Below are 14948 nucleotides of genomic sequence, written 5' to 3' on the forward strand. Positions count from 1 at the left end.
CCCTTCGTTTCACGCAATTCCGGACGGAAAACCGCTTCGCACTTTTCCTGGAATTGCTCTAGCGGTCGGCCGCTTCTTCCGCGCTCGCCTCGATCCGCTCCATGTCATCATCGCTGAGGCCGAAATGATGGCCGATCTCGTGAATCAGGACATGGGTGATGATGTCGCCGAGCGTTTCCTCGTTTTCCGCCCAGTAGTCGAGGATGGGACGGCGATAGAGCCGGATGCGGTTCGGCAGTTCGCCGTTTTCCACCGTGAAACGTTCGGAAATGCCCCGTCCTTCGAAAAGACCGAGCAGATCGAAGGGCGTTTCCAGTGCCATGTCCTCGAAAACCTCGTCGTCCGGGAAATCTTCGATCTCGATGGTGAGGTTCGTGGCCAATGCTCGGAATTCATCCGGCAAATGGCTATAGGCCTCCATCGCCAGGGATTCGAATGTGCTGATCGTCGGCGCATGGCGATCCCGCCAATCCTCGCTCTGGTCTATGCGGGCCATGGTGTTTCCTTCCTTTGAGCCCATATAGAACCTTTATGCGCGATTTTCGAGAGTGGAATCAAAGCGAGGAATAAATTCATAGAAATTGACTGTTGACTCTTTTAGTAAGCTCTGGAATCCATAAGAACATAACAGGAACATTGTGAATTTGGAGTTGACGTCATGGCAGAAACGGCCGTGGCGCGGGAGACGCTTTTTGCGCTCCGCGAAACTATTGCCAGGCTGGAAGGCCGGCCTGTACCGGAATTGGCGGCAGCTGAACAGGAGGTGATGGCGGCTGATGATGGAAGGCGCAAGGATGCAGACGAGCGTCTCCTTCTGCCGCTGGGCATTGCGCGCCTGGACAAGGCGCTCGAGGGTGGGCTGCCGCTCGACGGCATGACGGAAATCCGTTCGCATTTGCTGCGGGACGCAGGTGCGGCGAGCGGTTTTGCGCTGGCGCTGGCATCCCGGCTGCAAGTGGGGAAGGACGGGACGGGAAAGGACGAGAAAGAGAGTTATCCGGTCCTGTGGATCGGCGACACGGTTGCCGTGATGGAAGCGGGATTTCCCTATGCGGTGGGGCTCAAGGATTTCGGCCTGCAGCCGGAGCGTTTCCTCTATGCCACGCCGCGCAAACTCGAAGAGGCGCTGTGGCTTGCGGAAACGGCGGTGGCAAGCGGCGTCTTTTCCGTCATCATTCTGGAGGTGCGCGGCAATCCGGCGCGTTTCGGCCTGACCGAGAGCCGGCGATTGAGCCTCAGGGCAAAGACGGCCGGCCGGCCGGTCTTCGTCCTGAGGCAGGCGGGAGAGGAGGAGGCGAGCAGCGCCACCTTCCGCTTTTCTGTCACGCCTGGACCCGCATCTTCCCGGCTTCTACCGGATGGTTCGATGCTTGGCGGCAGCATCGGTAATCCGGTTTTCCGTCTCACCCTGGAGAAGAGCCGCAATCCGGCTCCCCTCTCTATTCTTCTGGAGTGGAATTCCCATGACCGCCAATTTAATGCCCCTGTCCCCGAGCCAGAACGTTCTCTCCCTGCAGAGCGGAAGCCAGCGCATCCTGGCGCTCACCTTTACGCATCTGCCGACAGATCGGATCGCGCGAAAGCGCTGGGGCCTGTCCTGGCGTTTGTCCGCACGCCCTGAGGCCCCGCCGATCGTCTGTGCCGGCCGGCAGAACAATGCCATGCGGCTGACCGCGCTCGACGAGGTGGCGGAGAGGATTGGGCTCAAACTGAGCCAGGGGGTGGCGGAAGCACGCGCCATGTGCCCTGGCATCGAGATCGTGGAGGAGGATCTGGGAGCCGATCGTCGTCTTCTCGAAGCGATCGCCGACTGGTGCGACCGCTATACGCCCCTCATCGCCCTTGACGGGCAGAACGGTCTGTTTCTCGACATCACAGGCTGTGCGCATCTCTTCGGAGGCGAGCGCTCACTCCTCAAGGATATTCTGTCCCGCCTCTTCCGGCTGGGGTTCGATGTCCGGGGCAGTATTTCCTCCTCGCCCGGTCTTTCCTGGGCTGTTGCACATTTCGCCGGCAATGCCATTGTCGCAGAGGGCGAAGCCGAGGAGGCGCTTGCACCCCTGCCGGTTGCATCGCTGCGGCTGGACGAGGAGACCGTCGCCCTGTTGCAGAAGGCCGGCCTGAAGCAGGTGGGCGATCTCATCCATATGCCGCGAGCACCGCTGGCCCGCCGGTTCGGGCCGCATCTCCTCCTGCGGCTCGACCAGGCTCTCTGTCTCGAAGAGGAGCCGGTTTCGCCGCGCAGGCCCGTTGCCAGCCTTTCTGCTGAACGGCGTTTGGCCGAGCCGGTGCAGGCGCAAGAAACTGTCCTCCATCTTGCCAGTGAAATTGCCGAGACATTGAAACCGGCGCTGGAGGCGCGCGGTGTCGGCGGGCGTCTCTTCGAGCTCATCCTGTTCCGGGTCGACGGGAAGGTTTTTCGCATCGCGGCGGGCGCATCCCGGCCCTTGCGCGAACCCGGTCGGATCGCAGCCCTTTTTTGCGAACGTCTCAGTGCCGTACAGGACGATCTCGACGCCGGTTTCGGCTTCGAAATTCTGCGGCTCAATGTGCTGCGGCATGAAGTCTTCGACGCCTTTCAGGCGGATTTCACCGGAGATGGTCAAAGAGACATATCGCTTGCCGCCTTTGTCGATCAGGTTGCGGCCCGGCTTGGCCCGGACTGTCTGCAGGGCTTTCAACTGCGTGAAAGTCACCTGCCCGAGCGCGCTGTCATATCCACGCCCGCCATGGATATCTTTCCGCCTCCAAAGAAGTCGAAGGCAAAGGATACGGGGCCTGGTGTCTCGCGAAGCGAGCGACCGCTCAGGCTTTTCAGGACGCCGGAGTTGATGGAAATCTTCGCGGCCGAAGTGCCCGATGGTCCGCCCGCCCGGTTTCGCTGGCGGCGCATGCTGCATCAGGTTCGCCGCGCCGAAGGGCCGGAGAGGATCGCTGCGGAGTGGTGGCTTGATGGCGAGGCCGAAGCCACGCGCGACTATTATCGCATCGAGGACGAGACCGGTCGCCGTTTCTGGATCTATCGGGAGGGCTTTTATGGGCAGAAGCCGACCTCGCCGCACTGGTTCATGCATGGGGTTTTCGCATGAGTGCCTTCTTCGAAATCGGCGCCAGGACCAATTTCTCCTTTCTCGAAGGCGCTTCGAGCCCGGAGGAGATGGTGACACGGGCGGCTCAGCTGGGCCTTTCCGGTCTTGGGATCGCCGACCGCAATTCGGTGGCCGGCGTCGTGAGGGCGTATTCGCAGGTCAAGGCGATCCGGGAGACCTACGAAAAGGAACGCCTTGAAAATGAGGAACTTCGAAAAAAGGGAGAGAAGGAAAAAGAGCTTCTGAAAGACATTCCGGTGCAGCCCGGAGCGCGGCTCGTCTTTTCCGACGGCACGCCGGATATCCTTGCCTTTCCGCAGAACCGCCAGGGATGGGCACATCTCTGTCGCCTGCTCAGTGCCGGAAATCTGAGGACGGAAAAGGGCTCCTGCATTTTGTATGAGGCGGATCTCATCGAATGGGGAGACGAGATGATGCTCGCCCTCGTGCCGGATCCGTCCATTGCGGAGGATGTTGCAGGCCAGGAAAGGCTGGAGGGCTGTCTCCAACGCTTCAGAGAGCGCTTTCGCAAAAAATTCTATATGGCGCTGTCGCCCTTCTATGACGGCCGGGACAAGTTCGTCTTCGCCACGCTTTCGACGTTGGCGATCCGCAATCATGTTCCCCTGATCGCCACCAACCAGCCGCTCTATCATGATCCCGCGCGGCGGCCACTTTCCGATATCGTCACCGCCATCCGCGAACATGTGACCGTTGCCGAGGCCGGGTTTCGGCTTGCCCCGAACGCCGAGCGTTACCTGAAAGACGGTCGCGACATGAAAAGGCTCTTCAGGGACTATCCGAAAGCGATCGCCAGTACGGAACGGTTTTTTGAGCGGCTGACTTTTTCGCTGCATGAGCTGCGACATAATTATCCGGATGAGAGCGTTCCGGGCGAGACGCCGTCGGAGACGCTGAAGAGGCTGACCTGGGAAGGGGCGGCGGAGCGCTATCCCGAGGGCATTCCGGAGAAGGTGGTAAAGCTGATCGAATACGAACTCGATCTGATCCGGCAGATGCAATACGAGCATTACTTCCTGACAGTCCGCAATATCGTTCATCACGCCCGGTATGAATTGAAGATCCTGTGTCAGGGACGTGGGTCCGCGGCCAATTCCGCCATCTGTTACTGTCTCGGAATTACGGAGGTGGACCCGACAATCACCACGCTCCTCTTTGAACGGTTCATTTCCACGGAACGCAATGAGCCGCCGGATATCGATGTCGATTTCGAACATGGGCGGCGCGAGAATGTCATTCAGTTCATCTACAAAAAATACGGCATCGAACATGCCGGGCTGACGGCGGCGGTGACGAGCTATCGGGCGCGATCGGCCGGTCGCGAGGTGGCCAAGGCTTTCGGCCTTTCGGAAGATGTGCAATCGGCACTGGCAAGCACGGTCTGGGGCTGGTCGACGGAAGATCTCTCCGCGCGCGAGGCGAAGGCGGCCGGTCTCGACCTTTCCGATCCGACGACGAGAAACGTCCTTAGATATGCCACCGAACTGATGAGTTTCCCGCGGCATCTCACCCAGCATGTCGGCGGTTTCGTCATCACCAGGGACAGGCTGGACGAGGTCATGCCGATCATGCCGACGGCCATGCCGGACCGTTACATGGTCGAATGGGACAAGGACGACCTGGATACGGTCGGCATTCTGAAGATCGACATTCTTGCCCTGGGCATGCTGACCTGCCTGAAGAAGGCCTTCGATCTTCTGGCATTGCATTACGATGAAAAGAAAACACTCCGGGGCTTCGGCAAGATGGATGAGGATGCCATCTACGACATGATCTGCCGGGCCGATACGGTCGGCGTCTTCCAAGTCGAAAGCCGTGCGCAGATGAGCATGCTGCCGCGTCTCAAGCCGAGGGTATTCTACGATCTCGTCATCGAGGTTGCGATCGTCCGTCCCGGTCCGATCCAGGGTGACATGGTGCATCCCTATCTCAAGCGGCGAGAGGATATGCGGCACGGCAGGCCGATTGAATATCCGAAACCAGAGCTCAAGAAGGTACTGGAAAGGACCTTGGGCGTTCCTCTTTTCCAGGAGCAGGCGATGCAGATTGCCATTACGGCAGCGGGTTTTTCTCCGGCAAAGGCGGATCGGCTGCGCCGTTCCATGGCGACCTTCAAGCGATCGGGAAAGGTCAACGAGTTCAAGGAGGACATGATCAACGGCATGGTCGAAAGAGGCTATGACCGCGAATTCGCGGAGCGTTGCTTCAGTCAGATCGAAGGCTTCGGTGAATATGGCTTTCCGGAAAGCCATGCGGCATCCTTTGCCCTTCTCGTCTATGCCTCATCCTGGGTGAAGGCCTATTATCCCGATGTCTTCTGCGCGGCGATGTTGAATTCACAGCCGATGGGGTTCTACGCGCCGGCGCAGCTTGTGCGCGATGCGCGCGAGCATGGCATCGAGGTCCGTCCTGTCGATATCAATTTTTCGGAATGGGATTCGCTTTTGGAAGAAGCGGAGTTCAACAGGAATACGATCGACTTCAGACATGCGTCCATGCGGGAAGTCATCAGGACGAAAAGGGCCGTGCGGCTGGGGTTCCGGCAGGTCAAAGGGCTCTCGGAAGAGGATATGAACAATATGGTTGCCAATCGCAGCGACCGTTACGTGTCCGTACGCGATCTCTGGCTGCGCTCGGGTCTGACGAGGTCTGATATCGAACGGCTGGCGGATGCCGATGCCTTCCAATCCGTCGGACTGTCACGGCGCGAGGCGCTCTGGGCCGTGCGGGCGCTCGACGGAAAAAGTGCGGCCGAGAAGCTGCCACTGTTCGATCAGGTCAATCATATCGATTTGCAGGTCGAGCCGGAGGTCATGTTGCCGGAAATGCCGCCCGGCGAACAGGTGATTGAGGATTATCGCTATCTTTCCCTGTCTCTGAAGGCCCATCCTGTTTCCTTCCTGCGTGATGAATTCGCGAGAATGGGGATCGTGCGCAACAGGGACCTTCTGACGGTGCCCAACGGCAGCATGGTCACGATTGCGGGGCTGGTGCTGATCCGCCAGCGACCGGGCTCGGCCAAGGGCGTAATCTTCATGACACTCGAGGATGAAACCGGCGTGGCCAATGCCATCGTCTGGTCGAAAATCTTCGATCGATATCGGGCAATCGTCATGGGTGCCCGCCTGGTCAAAATCCGCGGCCGTCTGCAGAGCGAAAGTGGTGTCATCCATGTGGTGATTCATCATATCGAGGATATGACCTCCGCCCTCGGCCTTCTTCAACGGGAAGCAAGGCGTTTCGGCGTCAGCGAGCGATCGGATGAGGCGTTGTGCCCGACGATGGATCATCGGCAGGCTTCGCGAGCGCGGCTTCAGCGCAACGGCCGCGAGGGCACAGGAGACTTAAGCGTCCCGGGAGTGGAAACGGCAGAGGTCATGCCCAGGGGCCGGAACTTCCATTGAGGCGGAGATAGAGCAGGATGAGGAAAAGTGTGTGCGGTTTTCCGTCCGCATCCGCTCCAACTAACGGATCCAGATGCCCTTCACGGGGAGGTGACACTTCGTGAAAGGCGCGTCCTTCGAATCTTTCTTGACAAGACGCATCTTCTTTATCAGAAAAACAGGATAGCAGATGTCATGTTTGTCGGACCGAGTACGAAATGCTGGTTTGCAGTTGCAACTACATTACCGATAAGGAGATCAAGGAGGTTATCAACAACCTTCTTGACGAGGATTGCTGGCAGCTCATAGTGCCTGCAAAAGTGTATCACGCCATGGCAAAGCGCGGCCGTTGTTGCGGTTGCTTTCCCAACGTCGTGGATATCATCATCCAGACAACCGAGGATTATCACGCCCGGCGCCACTCGACGGAAGCCGAAATATTTGATTTCATGTCCCGCCTGAAAAAATTCCATGAAGACAACAGGAGAGCGGACATTGAAAGGCGACAAAAAAGTCATCGAGCAGCTTAACGAGGCTCTGTTCCTCGAACTCGGTGCCGTCAACCAATATTGGGTTCACTATCGTCTTCTCGAAGATTGGGGTTATACCAAGCTCGCGAAGAAGGAGCGTGCCGAATCCATCGAAGAGATGCACCACGCCGATCGCCTCATCGCCCGCATCATCTTCCTTGAAGGCCATCCCAATCTACAGACATTGGCGCCGCTGCGCATCGGGCAGACCGTCAAGGAAGTGCTGGAAGCCGACCTCGCCGGCGAATACGATGCCCGCACCGCCTACAAGAAATCGCGTGATATCTGTCATGACGCTGGAGACTACGTCTCCATGAAGCTGTTCGAAGAGCTGCTGGCTGACGAGGAAGGTCATATCGACTTTCTTGAGACCCAGCTCGATCTCCTCGAAAAGATTGGAGAGGCGAAGTACGGCCAGCTTAATGCGGACTCGGCCGAATCCGCCGAGTGATTTTGCGAGCTTCTCTAGCCTATCGGATTCGTTGAGAGTTTTGCCCCTCACCCTAGCCCTCTCCCCGCAAGCGGGGCGAGGGGACGATCGAGCAAGCGGCGCTGACGACAGATCAGTGCATCAGTGAGGACGCACGGAGGGTGGGACTCCCCTTCGCCCCGCTTGCGGGGAGAAGGTGCCCGAAGGGCGGATGAGGGGCTTTCACCGCGCTTCAGTTTCGATCCGAAACCATTGGATTCGCTGAGAGTTTTGCCCCTTACCCTAGCCCTCTCCCCGCACGCGGGGCGAGGGGACAATCGAGCAAGTGGCGGTGACGGTAGATGCGTGCCTCAGTGGGACGACGGCGGTGCAAAATCCGCCGCGAGGTATGACGAACTTCGGAATCAGGACACGAGAGTGGCCGGCCGTCAGCCCTCGGCGCTGACACCGGACAGATGCCGGAATTCGGTGACCACCTTCTCGTAGACCGCCCGCTTGAAGGGCACGATCAGGCCCGGCAATTCTTCCATCGGCTTCCAGTCCCAGGCATCGAATTCGGGCTTGTGGCCGCCAGGCGGCGGGTCGATGGCGATTTCGCTTTCGTCACCTTCGAAGCGGAAGGCAAACCAGCGCTGTGTCTGGCCGCGATATTTGCCTTTAAGGCCGATGCCGATCAGATGCGCAGGCAGGTCATAATTGATCCAGTCCCTGGCTTCGGCGAGAAGTGTGACGGTTCGCATGCCGGTCTCCTCGTAAAGCTCGCGATAGGCCGCTTCCAAAGGATCTTCTCCGTCGTCGATACCGCCTTGCGGCATCTGCCAAAGCTGCGGTGACCCGTCGAACTCGGAATTTTCTTCCGGTATGCGCCGTCCGGCCCAGACTAGTCCGTCCCGGTTGAGAACCATGACCCCCGCACAAGGCCGATAGGGGAGATCTTCGGCTTTCAGCGGCTTATTCTTCTTCATCGGAAACCTCTTTGGGTCACGGCTTCTGCGGATCATTGGCGAGTGCGGACACGGCGACGATCTCGATGCCGCGCAGCGTGGCTTCTTTGCTCCATTGTGTGACGGCGTCAATGCTCTCGTCGAAAGCCGATGCGACGCCGATTGCCGAACCGTTGCGGCGTGCGATCCGCTCCAGTTCGTCAAGCTTCTTCAGGATGGCGCCGACGTCGAGCTGAGCGTCGAGCTGAATATCGGCAAACGCGTAAGGGGTGCTGACGGCCTTGGCCAGGGTCGCGGTCTTCGATTGGGCGGAAGAGCCGTCATCGAGGAAAAGGAGCCCACGCTTGCCGATGTCGCGCAGGACGGGTTCGAGAGCGCCAGGATCGGAGAGGAAGCGGCCGCCAAGATAATTCATGACGCCGGTATAATTGGTAATTTCCCCCATAGCCTTGTGGAGATTGTCCAGGTTTCTCGGCGTCGGCTCAGATGTCAGCAATGTATCGGGTCCCGGATTATTGTCGGGATAGCCGAAGGGCTCGAAAGGCACCTGCAGCAGGATCTCGTGACCGCCGCGCCGCGCCTCCTGCATCCATCGCTGCAGGCTGTTGCCGCTTGCCGCAAAGGCGAGCGTCACCTCTTCCGGCAGTTGCTGAATGGCGCGCTGGGTTCCGGTCTGGCTGAGACCGAGGCCGCTGATTACGATCGCAATCCGCGTTCCGCGCGCGCCCGACCAGGGCCGCGCATATTGATCCATCGGTCGTCGCCCATCCGGTCCGATAACCGGCAGGCGACCGAACGGTGAGTCCTCCAGCAAGTTCTCATTGGGAAGGGCGGCGACGCGGGAATCCTGACCGATCTGAGTTGCGTCGATGATGACCGGCCCACTACCGTCGCGCGGCTTCGGGCTGAATTTCGTCACAACGGAGCCGTCGCCCGTAACCATCCGTTCGACATTCGCGCCCGAGCGGGAATCGGAAGGAAGACCCGTGGCAGCGGGAGGAGCACTGCTCGCAGGGGCCGCCGCGCTTGCGGCCGTTGCCTGGGGTGGCGGCGCGGCGTTTTCAGCCTGATGGGGCAGAGATTTTTGAAGAGCGTCGGGAGCGAGCGCGGTATAGAGGGAAAAAGAGCCGATCGCGATCAGGCAAAGTCCGGCTACAACGCGGCCGAGACGGAGCACCCCCGGCTTCCTGCGGCCAGGGGCACGATTCTGGCCCAGAGGCGCGTGGAGATCCGTTCCCAATCCTGTTTGTCCGTTGCCCTGATTGTCGCGCTAAAGCTGTCGCGTGAAACGAGATTCGTGCGGCGCGACTGCAAGAAGCCGGAAAGAAAAGAGCGCCAGATCGGAAAACCGACATGGCGCTCTCAGGCATTACTTGGCTACGACAGCCTTCTCCGGATTCGGCGGGAAGGCGGGGTCGGTCTTGACGCCGCGCAGCAGGTCATATGCATAGTTCAGCTGGACGTCATCCTTCGGATCCGGCGGAACATAGGCGACAGAACCGGAGCCCTCATCGGTCTCGGCCTGGCCCTTGATGTGGCCGCGCAGGCTCGATTCCCCCTCGGTCACCATCTTGCCCTTCAGATCGTCGGGGAGCGGCTCTTCAACCTTGACGTCCGGCTCAATGCCGGTGCCCTGGATCGAGCGACCCGACGGAGTGTAGTAGAGCGCGGTCGTCAGGCGCAGCGCGCCGTTTTCGCCGAGCGGGATGATCGTCTGGACCGAGCCCTTGCCGAAGGACCGCGTGCCGAGAACCGTGGCGCGGCGCAGATCCTGAAGTGCGCCCGCGACGATTTCGGATGCGGAAGCCGAGCCGCCGTTGATGAGCACGATCATCGGCTTGCCGTCGGTGAGATCGCCCGGACCGGCATTGAAGCGGCGGGTCTCATCCGGGTTGCGGCCACGGGTGGAAACCACTTCGCCGCGTTCCAGGAAGTCGTCGGCGACATTGATCGCCTGATCAAGCAGACCGCCGGGGTTGAGCCGCAGGTCGAGCACATAGCCCTTCAGCTTGTCGGCCGGTACTTCCTTCTTGATCTTGGCGATTGCCGCCTCGAGATCCGGTGTCGTCTTTTCGGTGAAGGAGATGACGCGCAGGTAGCCGATGTCGTTCTCGACACGCGACTTGACGGCGCGCACCGCGACGATATCGCGCACGATCGTCATCTCGATCGGCTTGTCGGCGCCCTTGCGGATGATGGTGAGCTTGATCGGCGTGTTTACGGCGCCGCGCATCTTCTCGACGGCGTCCTCAAGCTTCAAGCCGCGTACCGACTGACCGTCGATCTCGGAAATATAGTCGCCAGCCAGAACGCCGGCCTTTGCCGCAGGCGTATCGTCGATCGGGGTAATAACCTTGACGAGATCGTCTTCCATCGTCACCTCGATGCCGAGGCCGCCGAATTCGCCCTTCGTCTGCGTCCGCATGTCGTCCGCATCCTTGGCATTCATATAGCTCGAATGCGGGTCGAGGGACGACAGCATGCCGTTGATTGCGGCTTCGACGAGCTTGTCTTCCTGCGGCGGCGTCACATACTGGGCGCGGACGCGCTCGAATACGTCGCCGAAAATCGACAACTCCTTATAGGTCGAAGCTCCGGCCGCTTCCGCCGGTACTCCCGCTGCATAAATGACGCTCATCGCGCTCGCGCCCATCAATGCGCCGACGAGAACTAGAGAAGCCCTACGTATCATTGCGTGCCTTTCCCATGTCTTTGGCGGTCCACCAGGGTCGGGAATCGACCGGCTTTCCGTCTTTTCGAAACTCAATGTAAAGCGTTGGCCGATCTGTTTCCAGCGCCAATGCGGTTGCGCTTGCCACTCTTTTTGCTCCCATCATGGCGATGGGCTCACCGGAGAATACGAATTTCCCCTGGCGAGTCATGATGGTGTCCATTCCTGAAAGAACCATATGATACCCATCGCCGCCGTCGAGGATGATCATCTGGCCGTAACTGCGAAACGCGCCGGCAAAAACCACCAGCCCGTCTGCGGGAGCGGTCACGAGCGCTTCAGGGTTCGTTGCGACGGTCACGCCCATGGCAGTATGCCCGGTGCCGTCCTCATCACCGAAATGACGCACGATATCGCCCGCGACCGGCAGCTCCAGCTTGTTTCTCAATTCCGAGAAGGCATATGCGGGCGCAATGCGGTTTTTATCGGGCACACCATTTTCGGCGCGGGCTCTCGCTTCGGCCCGCTGCTGGTCGGTCAGGAGCTTGCGGTTTTCCTCTTCGGCCTTTGCCGCAGCAGCGGCGGCGCGCACCGAGGAAATCTCGCTTTCGAGCGAAGCTATAAGCCCCTCGAGGCTCGTTGCCTGACCCGCCAGTTCTTCGGAGCGCTTTTTCTCCGCCTGCAGTTCCGCCGCGTTTTGCCGACTATGCTTGTCGTTTTCTGCGAGCAGGAGGTCCATGCGCCGCTCTTCCTCGAGGCTATTCGTCATGGTCGAGGTCAGGCTGGCCTTCTCGGCAGCGCTCGCCGCCTGCAGCTCGGCGAGATCGTGAAGATCGGCGACGAGCTTGTCAGTTTCCTTGCGCATGCCGGGCACGACCGCACCCAGCAGGATGGCGCTGCGCACCGAGGCAAGCGCATCATCCGGTGTCACAAGCAGGGCCGGAGGCGGATTGCGTCCCATGCGCTGCAAGGCCGCGAGGACCTCGGCGAGAAGGCCGCGGCGCTCATGCAACGATTGGCGTATGCGGTCTTCGCGAACGCCGAGATCCGTCAGTTTCTTCTCACTCTCCAGGATCTGATTTTCCAGCGCCTTGCGGCGCGCGGCGGACTCGATCAGCGCGGTGCGGATGCTGGCCGTGCTCTTGTCGAGGGCGGCAATGCTGGCCTGAAGGTCCTGCACCTTGCCGGAAGAAAGGCTGATGGTCTTCGACAGGGCATCGAGATCGGCCCGCGTCTGATCGCGCTTACGGGCAAGCTCGCCGGCAGGATCTGGCGGCGGTCCCTGCGGAATGGCCTCTGCCTCCTGAGATCGCGCCGGGAGCCCGCCGATGCCCTGTGCCGCCGCGAAAACCAAGGCCGCACCAAGAGAGATCGCAATTGGCGACAAGATCTGTCGGGGAGCCTTGATGGGGGCAGGTGTCATTCGGTTTCCGATAGCGGGAATTGAAAGAGCAGCAAGCCTAAGCTGATTTGCGGCCCTTAGCCAAGATGATCGCCAATTTTGAGGCAGGATTCAAAACACGGCTCTGTGAATGGTGCGGTACTGAAACGAAAGCCTGTCGTCGCATGCATGTCGGTGTCGCAAAATCGCTGCACCGGTTTGCAACATGCATTAGGATATCAGAGGTTCTCGAAGAATTCGGGGGCCAGTTGGGATGTTTGATTCGCGTGCCGGCCCCTCATCCGACCCTTCGGGCCACCTTCTCCCCGCAGGTGGGGCGAAGGGGGAGTCGCACCCTCCGTCGTCCCTCATCGCGGCGACGGTTTGTAGCGCCGCTTACTCGATCGTCCCCTCTCCCCGCGTGCGGGGAGAGGGCTAGAGTGAGGGGCAGAACTTCCAGCGAATCCAATGGCTGCGGCTCTAGCCGCGGTGATAGGGATGACCCGACAGGATGGTCACGGCGCGATAGAGCTGCTCGGCGATCAGGATGCGGACAAGCTGATGCGGCCATGTCATCTTGCCGAGGCAAATCGTGGCTTCTGCCTTCTCGTACAGGAGAGGATCAAGGCCGTCGGCGCCGCCGATCGCTATCATCAGGTCACGTTTTCCCTGATCGCGATAGGTGCCAAGCAGCAGGGCAAAGGCCTCGCTGTCGAGCGCCTTGCCGCGTTCGTCGAGGAGAACGAGAACTGTTCCTTCGGGAAGCGCCTTCTGCAGCATCGCCGCTTCCTCCCGTTTGCGCGTCTCGGTGCTGGAGGCGCGGCTTTCAGCCACTTCGGCGACACGCGACAACTCCAGGCCGACCGCCGGGCCGGCCTTGGCGAAGCGGTCGAGATAGCGGGCCGCAAGTTCCTTTTCCGGGCCGGCTTTCAGCCGCCCGACGGCAAAGAGACCAATCCGCATTTCGCCGCTCCCGCGCATGCCGCGCCAAAAGACGCAAATACTCACACTCGCCGGATTTCTCCGGCCATCCTTCCGCGGTCGAGGAATTTCCTCTGCGGGCCATTAGAGCGCCGCGCGTCCACGCGAACGCGCAAGGACGCTCTAATTCGCTGGTTCTAAAGTATGTTTCTGCGTTCAAGTCATTTTACTTAAACGCAGGATGCTTTAGTGCACCGTACTCTCGTCGATATCCGGCGCGGCCCACATCTTCTCGATGTTGTAGAACTCGCGGATTTCGGGGCGGAACACATGGACAATAATGTCACCAATGTCGATCAGCACCCAATCGCCGCCTTCCAGACCTTCAACGCGGGCATTGCCGAAGCCCTCGTCCTTCAGATCGGAGATGAGATGATCGGTGATCGCCAGGACATGCCTGTTCGAACGGCCGGAGACAACAACCATGTAATCTCCGAGGGCGGACTTTCCGGCGATGTTGATGGTGACGATATTTTCTGCTTTCGAATCCTCGAGGCTGACGAGGACGGCTTGCAGGGCGCGGGCGGCGGCATCGGCGCCACGTTCCGGGCTCTTCGGGACAACGGCTGGCGTTCTTCCCTTGGCGTGTACTGTTGTCAGTGCTTTTCCTTTCCTGGTTAACAGAACATGCGCATCAGCGATTGGGGATGTCATCCCAAATCAAGTGTAAAGATAGACATCAAACCATTAACGTTTCAAGACGTACGGTCGCCCGCGCGCCCCTGCGGAGGCGAATTTCGCCGCGGTTGAAGAGGTTTTTCATCGGCAAGCGGGCATTTGCCCACGCCTTGCCGATTTCTCTTGCTCGCAATGGCCTGATGATGATGTACAGCTATGGTAAGGGCGCGTAGACTAACCAAACTATTTCAAATTGCCGTTCCACTGACCGGGCTCATGCAAACCACCTTGAAACCCATCCTCCGCATCAGTTTTTTCGGTGAAACCCGTTTGGGGCGAGGGAAGATGGAACTTCTCGAGCACATCAAAGAAACCGGATCGATCTCGGCGGCGGGCCGCGCCATGGACATGTCGTACCGGCGCGCATGGCTGCTGGTCAGCGACATGAATCAGATGTTCCGAGAGCCCGTCGTGGAATCGCAGCGCGGCGGACAGAAAGGCGGCGGCGCAGCACTGACGCGATTCGGCGAGGAGCTGCTGTCCCGGTTCCGGGCCATGGAACGGGCCATGGATAACGCGTTGGCGGGCGATCTCGAATGGCTGGAGACCAACCGGAACCCCCATTTTGTTCCTTCGCCGGATGCGGATTGATCACGCCTCCAGATGTGAGCTTTCGGGACGCTTTCCCAATTTCCCTCACCAAGTCAGTTTATGCGGGGTGAGCCGCCCGTGCTCCAATTACCGCTTGGCATCTTGGAAACGGCAGAACCTTTATCTAGCCACCCGTATTTCGGAGGCAGTTGTTTGGCGGGAAAGCCTCCCCGACCTCCCTCTTCCCTGTGTTTGTCACAGGGATCCAGCCGCCGTGCGTCGGCACGGCGAAAAGACTCCTGCCGGTGC

Annotated in this window: 12 protein-coding genes and 1 pseudogene; 6 read left to right on the forward strand and 7 right to left on the reverse strand. The window is 59.8% G+C overall.

The features are described 5' to 3' along the window. Positions 1 to 58: 58 nt before the first annotated feature. Positions 59 to 496: a metallopeptidase family protein gene (locus tag AAE029_RS32695; protein WP_371077090.1), complete on the reverse strand. Its 438-nt coding sequence runs from the start codon at positions 494 to 496 to the stop codon at positions 59 to 61. 162 nt (positions 497 to 658) lie between these two features. Here AAE029_RS32695 and AAE029_RS32700 point away from each other — a divergent pair, with 162 nt between their 5' ends. The 5 genes and pseudogenes from AAE029_RS32700 to bfr all read left to right on the forward strand — a co-directional run bounded on the left by AAE029_RS32700 (position 659) and on the right by bfr (position 7474). Then, entirely contained in the window at positions 659 to 1621 is a 963-nt protein-coding gene (locus AAE029_RS32700; protein ID WP_371077091.1) for an ImuA family protein, read from the forward strand. Positions 1622 to 1661: 40 nt separating this feature from the next. Beyond that, positions 1662 to 3089, forward strand: coding sequence for a DNA polymerase Y family protein (locus tag AAE029_RS32705; RefSeq protein WP_371077108.1), 1428 nt, complete (start codon positions 1662 to 1664; stop codon positions 3087 to 3089). Next, positions 3086 to 6514: an error-prone DNA polymerase gene (locus AAE029_RS32710; RefSeq protein WP_371077092.1), complete on the forward strand. Its 3429-nt coding sequence runs from the start codon at positions 3086 to 3088 to the stop codon at positions 6512 to 6514. The genes AAE029_RS32705 and AAE029_RS32710 overlap by 4 nt, the downstream gene beginning before the upstream one ends. A gap of 100 nt (positions 6515 to 6614) precedes the next feature. Continuing rightward, a pseudogene (locus AAE029_RS32715) lies at positions 6615 to 7023 on the forward strand ((2Fe-2S)-binding protein). After that, complete coding sequence (gene bfr, locus AAE029_RS32720) at positions 6989 to 7474, forward strand: bacterioferritin (protein WP_371077093.1); 486 nt, start codon at positions 6989 to 6991, stop codon at positions 7472 to 7474. Before AAE029_RS32715 ends, bfr begins: the two are co-directional and overlap by 35 nt. 407 nt (positions 7475 to 7881) lie before the next feature. Here bfr and AAE029_RS32725 read toward each other — a convergent pair whose 3' ends face one another. From AAE029_RS32725 to rsfS, 6 genes are all read right to left on the reverse strand, one after another. Next, positions 7882 to 8418, reverse strand: a complete 537-nt coding sequence (locus tag AAE029_RS32725) for an RNA pyrophosphohydrolase (protein WP_371077094.1) — start codon at positions 8416 to 8418, stop codon at positions 7882 to 7884. A gap of 16 nt (positions 8419 to 8434) precedes the next feature. After that, a complete protein-coding gene (locus AAE029_RS32730) occupies positions 8435 to 9637 on the reverse strand; it encodes a divergent polysaccharide deacetylase family protein (protein ID WP_371077095.1) in 1203 nt (400 codons plus the stop codon). A 129-nt stretch (positions 9638 to 9766) separates the two neighbouring features. Continuing rightward, entirely contained in the window at positions 9767 to 11089 is a 1323-nt protein-coding gene (locus AAE029_RS32735; RefSeq protein WP_371077096.1) for a S41 family peptidase, read from the reverse strand. Beyond that, the gene (locus AAE029_RS32740) at positions 11079 to 12491 is read right to left on the reverse strand and encodes a murein hydrolase activator EnvC (RefSeq protein WP_371077097.1); all 1413 of its coding nucleotides are present in this window, start codon (positions 12489 to 12491) and stop codon (positions 11079 to 11081) included. The genes AAE029_RS32735 and AAE029_RS32740 overlap by 11 nt, the downstream gene beginning before the upstream one ends. A 438-nt stretch (positions 12492 to 12929) precedes the next feature. Next, complete coding sequence (gene rlmH / locus AAE029_RS32745) at positions 12930 to 13412, reverse strand: 23S rRNA (pseudouridine(1915)-N(3))-methyltransferase RlmH (RefSeq protein WP_371077098.1); 483 nt, start codon at positions 13410 to 13412, stop codon at positions 12930 to 12932. A 204-nt stretch (positions 13413 to 13616) separates the two neighbouring features. Then, positions 13617 to 14084 (reverse strand): ribosome silencing factor, encoded by a 468-nt coding sequence (rsfS, locus tag AAE029_RS32750; RefSeq protein ID WP_371077099.1) that lies wholly within the window; start codon positions 14082 to 14084, stop codon positions 13617 to 13619. A 240-nt stretch (positions 14085 to 14324) separates the two neighbouring features. On the opposite strand from rsfS, the gene AAE029_RS32755 reads away from it, so the two are divergent. Beyond that, positions 14325 to 14699: a winged helix-turn-helix domain-containing protein gene (locus AAE029_RS32755; protein WP_371077100.1), complete on the forward strand. Its 375-nt coding sequence runs from the start codon at positions 14325 to 14327 to the stop codon at positions 14697 to 14699. Positions 14700 to 14948 lie beyond the last annotated feature (249 nt).

It is taken from the genome of Sinorhizobium sp. CB7, assembly GCF_041357635.1.
In the GTDB taxonomy this organism is placed as follows: domain Bacteria; phylum Pseudomonadota; class Alphaproteobacteria; order Rhizobiales; family Rhizobiaceae; genus Rhizobium.

Excerpts from the sequence above, each read along its gene's own strand:
- AAE029_RS32695 (WP_371077090.1), bottom strand. The coding sequence starts at position 496 with ATGGCCCGCATAGACCAGAGCGAGGATTGGCGGGATCGCCATGCGCCG.
- AAE029_RS32700 (WP_371077091.1), top strand. The coding sequence starts at position 659 with ATGGCAGAAACGGCCGTGGCGCGGGAGACGCTTTTTGCGCTCCGCGAA.
- AAE029_RS32705 (WP_371077108.1), top strand. The coding sequence starts at position 1,662 with ATGCGGCTGACCGCGCTCGACGAGGTGGCGGAGAGGATTGGGCTCAAA.
- AAE029_RS32710 (WP_371077092.1), top strand. The coding sequence starts at position 3,086 with ATGAGTGCCTTCTTCGAAATCGGCGCCAGGACCAATTTCTCCTTTCTC.
- AAE029_RS32725 (WP_371077094.1), bottom strand. The coding sequence starts at position 8,418 with ATGAAGAAGAATAAGCCGCTGAAAGCCGAAGATCTCCCCTATCGGCCT.
- AAE029_RS32735 (WP_371077096.1), bottom strand. The coding sequence starts at position 11,089 with ATGATACGTAGGGCTTCTCTAGTTCTCGTCGGCGCATTGATGGGCGCG.
- AAE029_RS32740 (WP_371077097.1), bottom strand. The coding sequence starts at position 12,491 with ATGACACCTGCCCCCATCAAGGCTCCCCGACAGATCTTGTCGCCAATT.
- rlmH (WP_371077098.1), bottom strand. The coding sequence starts at position 13,412 with ATGCGGATTGGTCTCTTTGCCGTCGGGCGGCTGAAAGCCGGCCCGGAA.
- rsfS (WP_371077099.1), bottom strand. The coding sequence starts at position 14,084 with ATGACATCCCCAATCGCTGATGCGCATGTTCTGTTAACCAGGAAAGGA.
- AAE029_RS32755 (WP_371077100.1), top strand. The coding sequence starts at position 14,325 with ATGCAAACCACCTTGAAACCCATCCTCCGCATCAGTTTTTTCGGTGAA.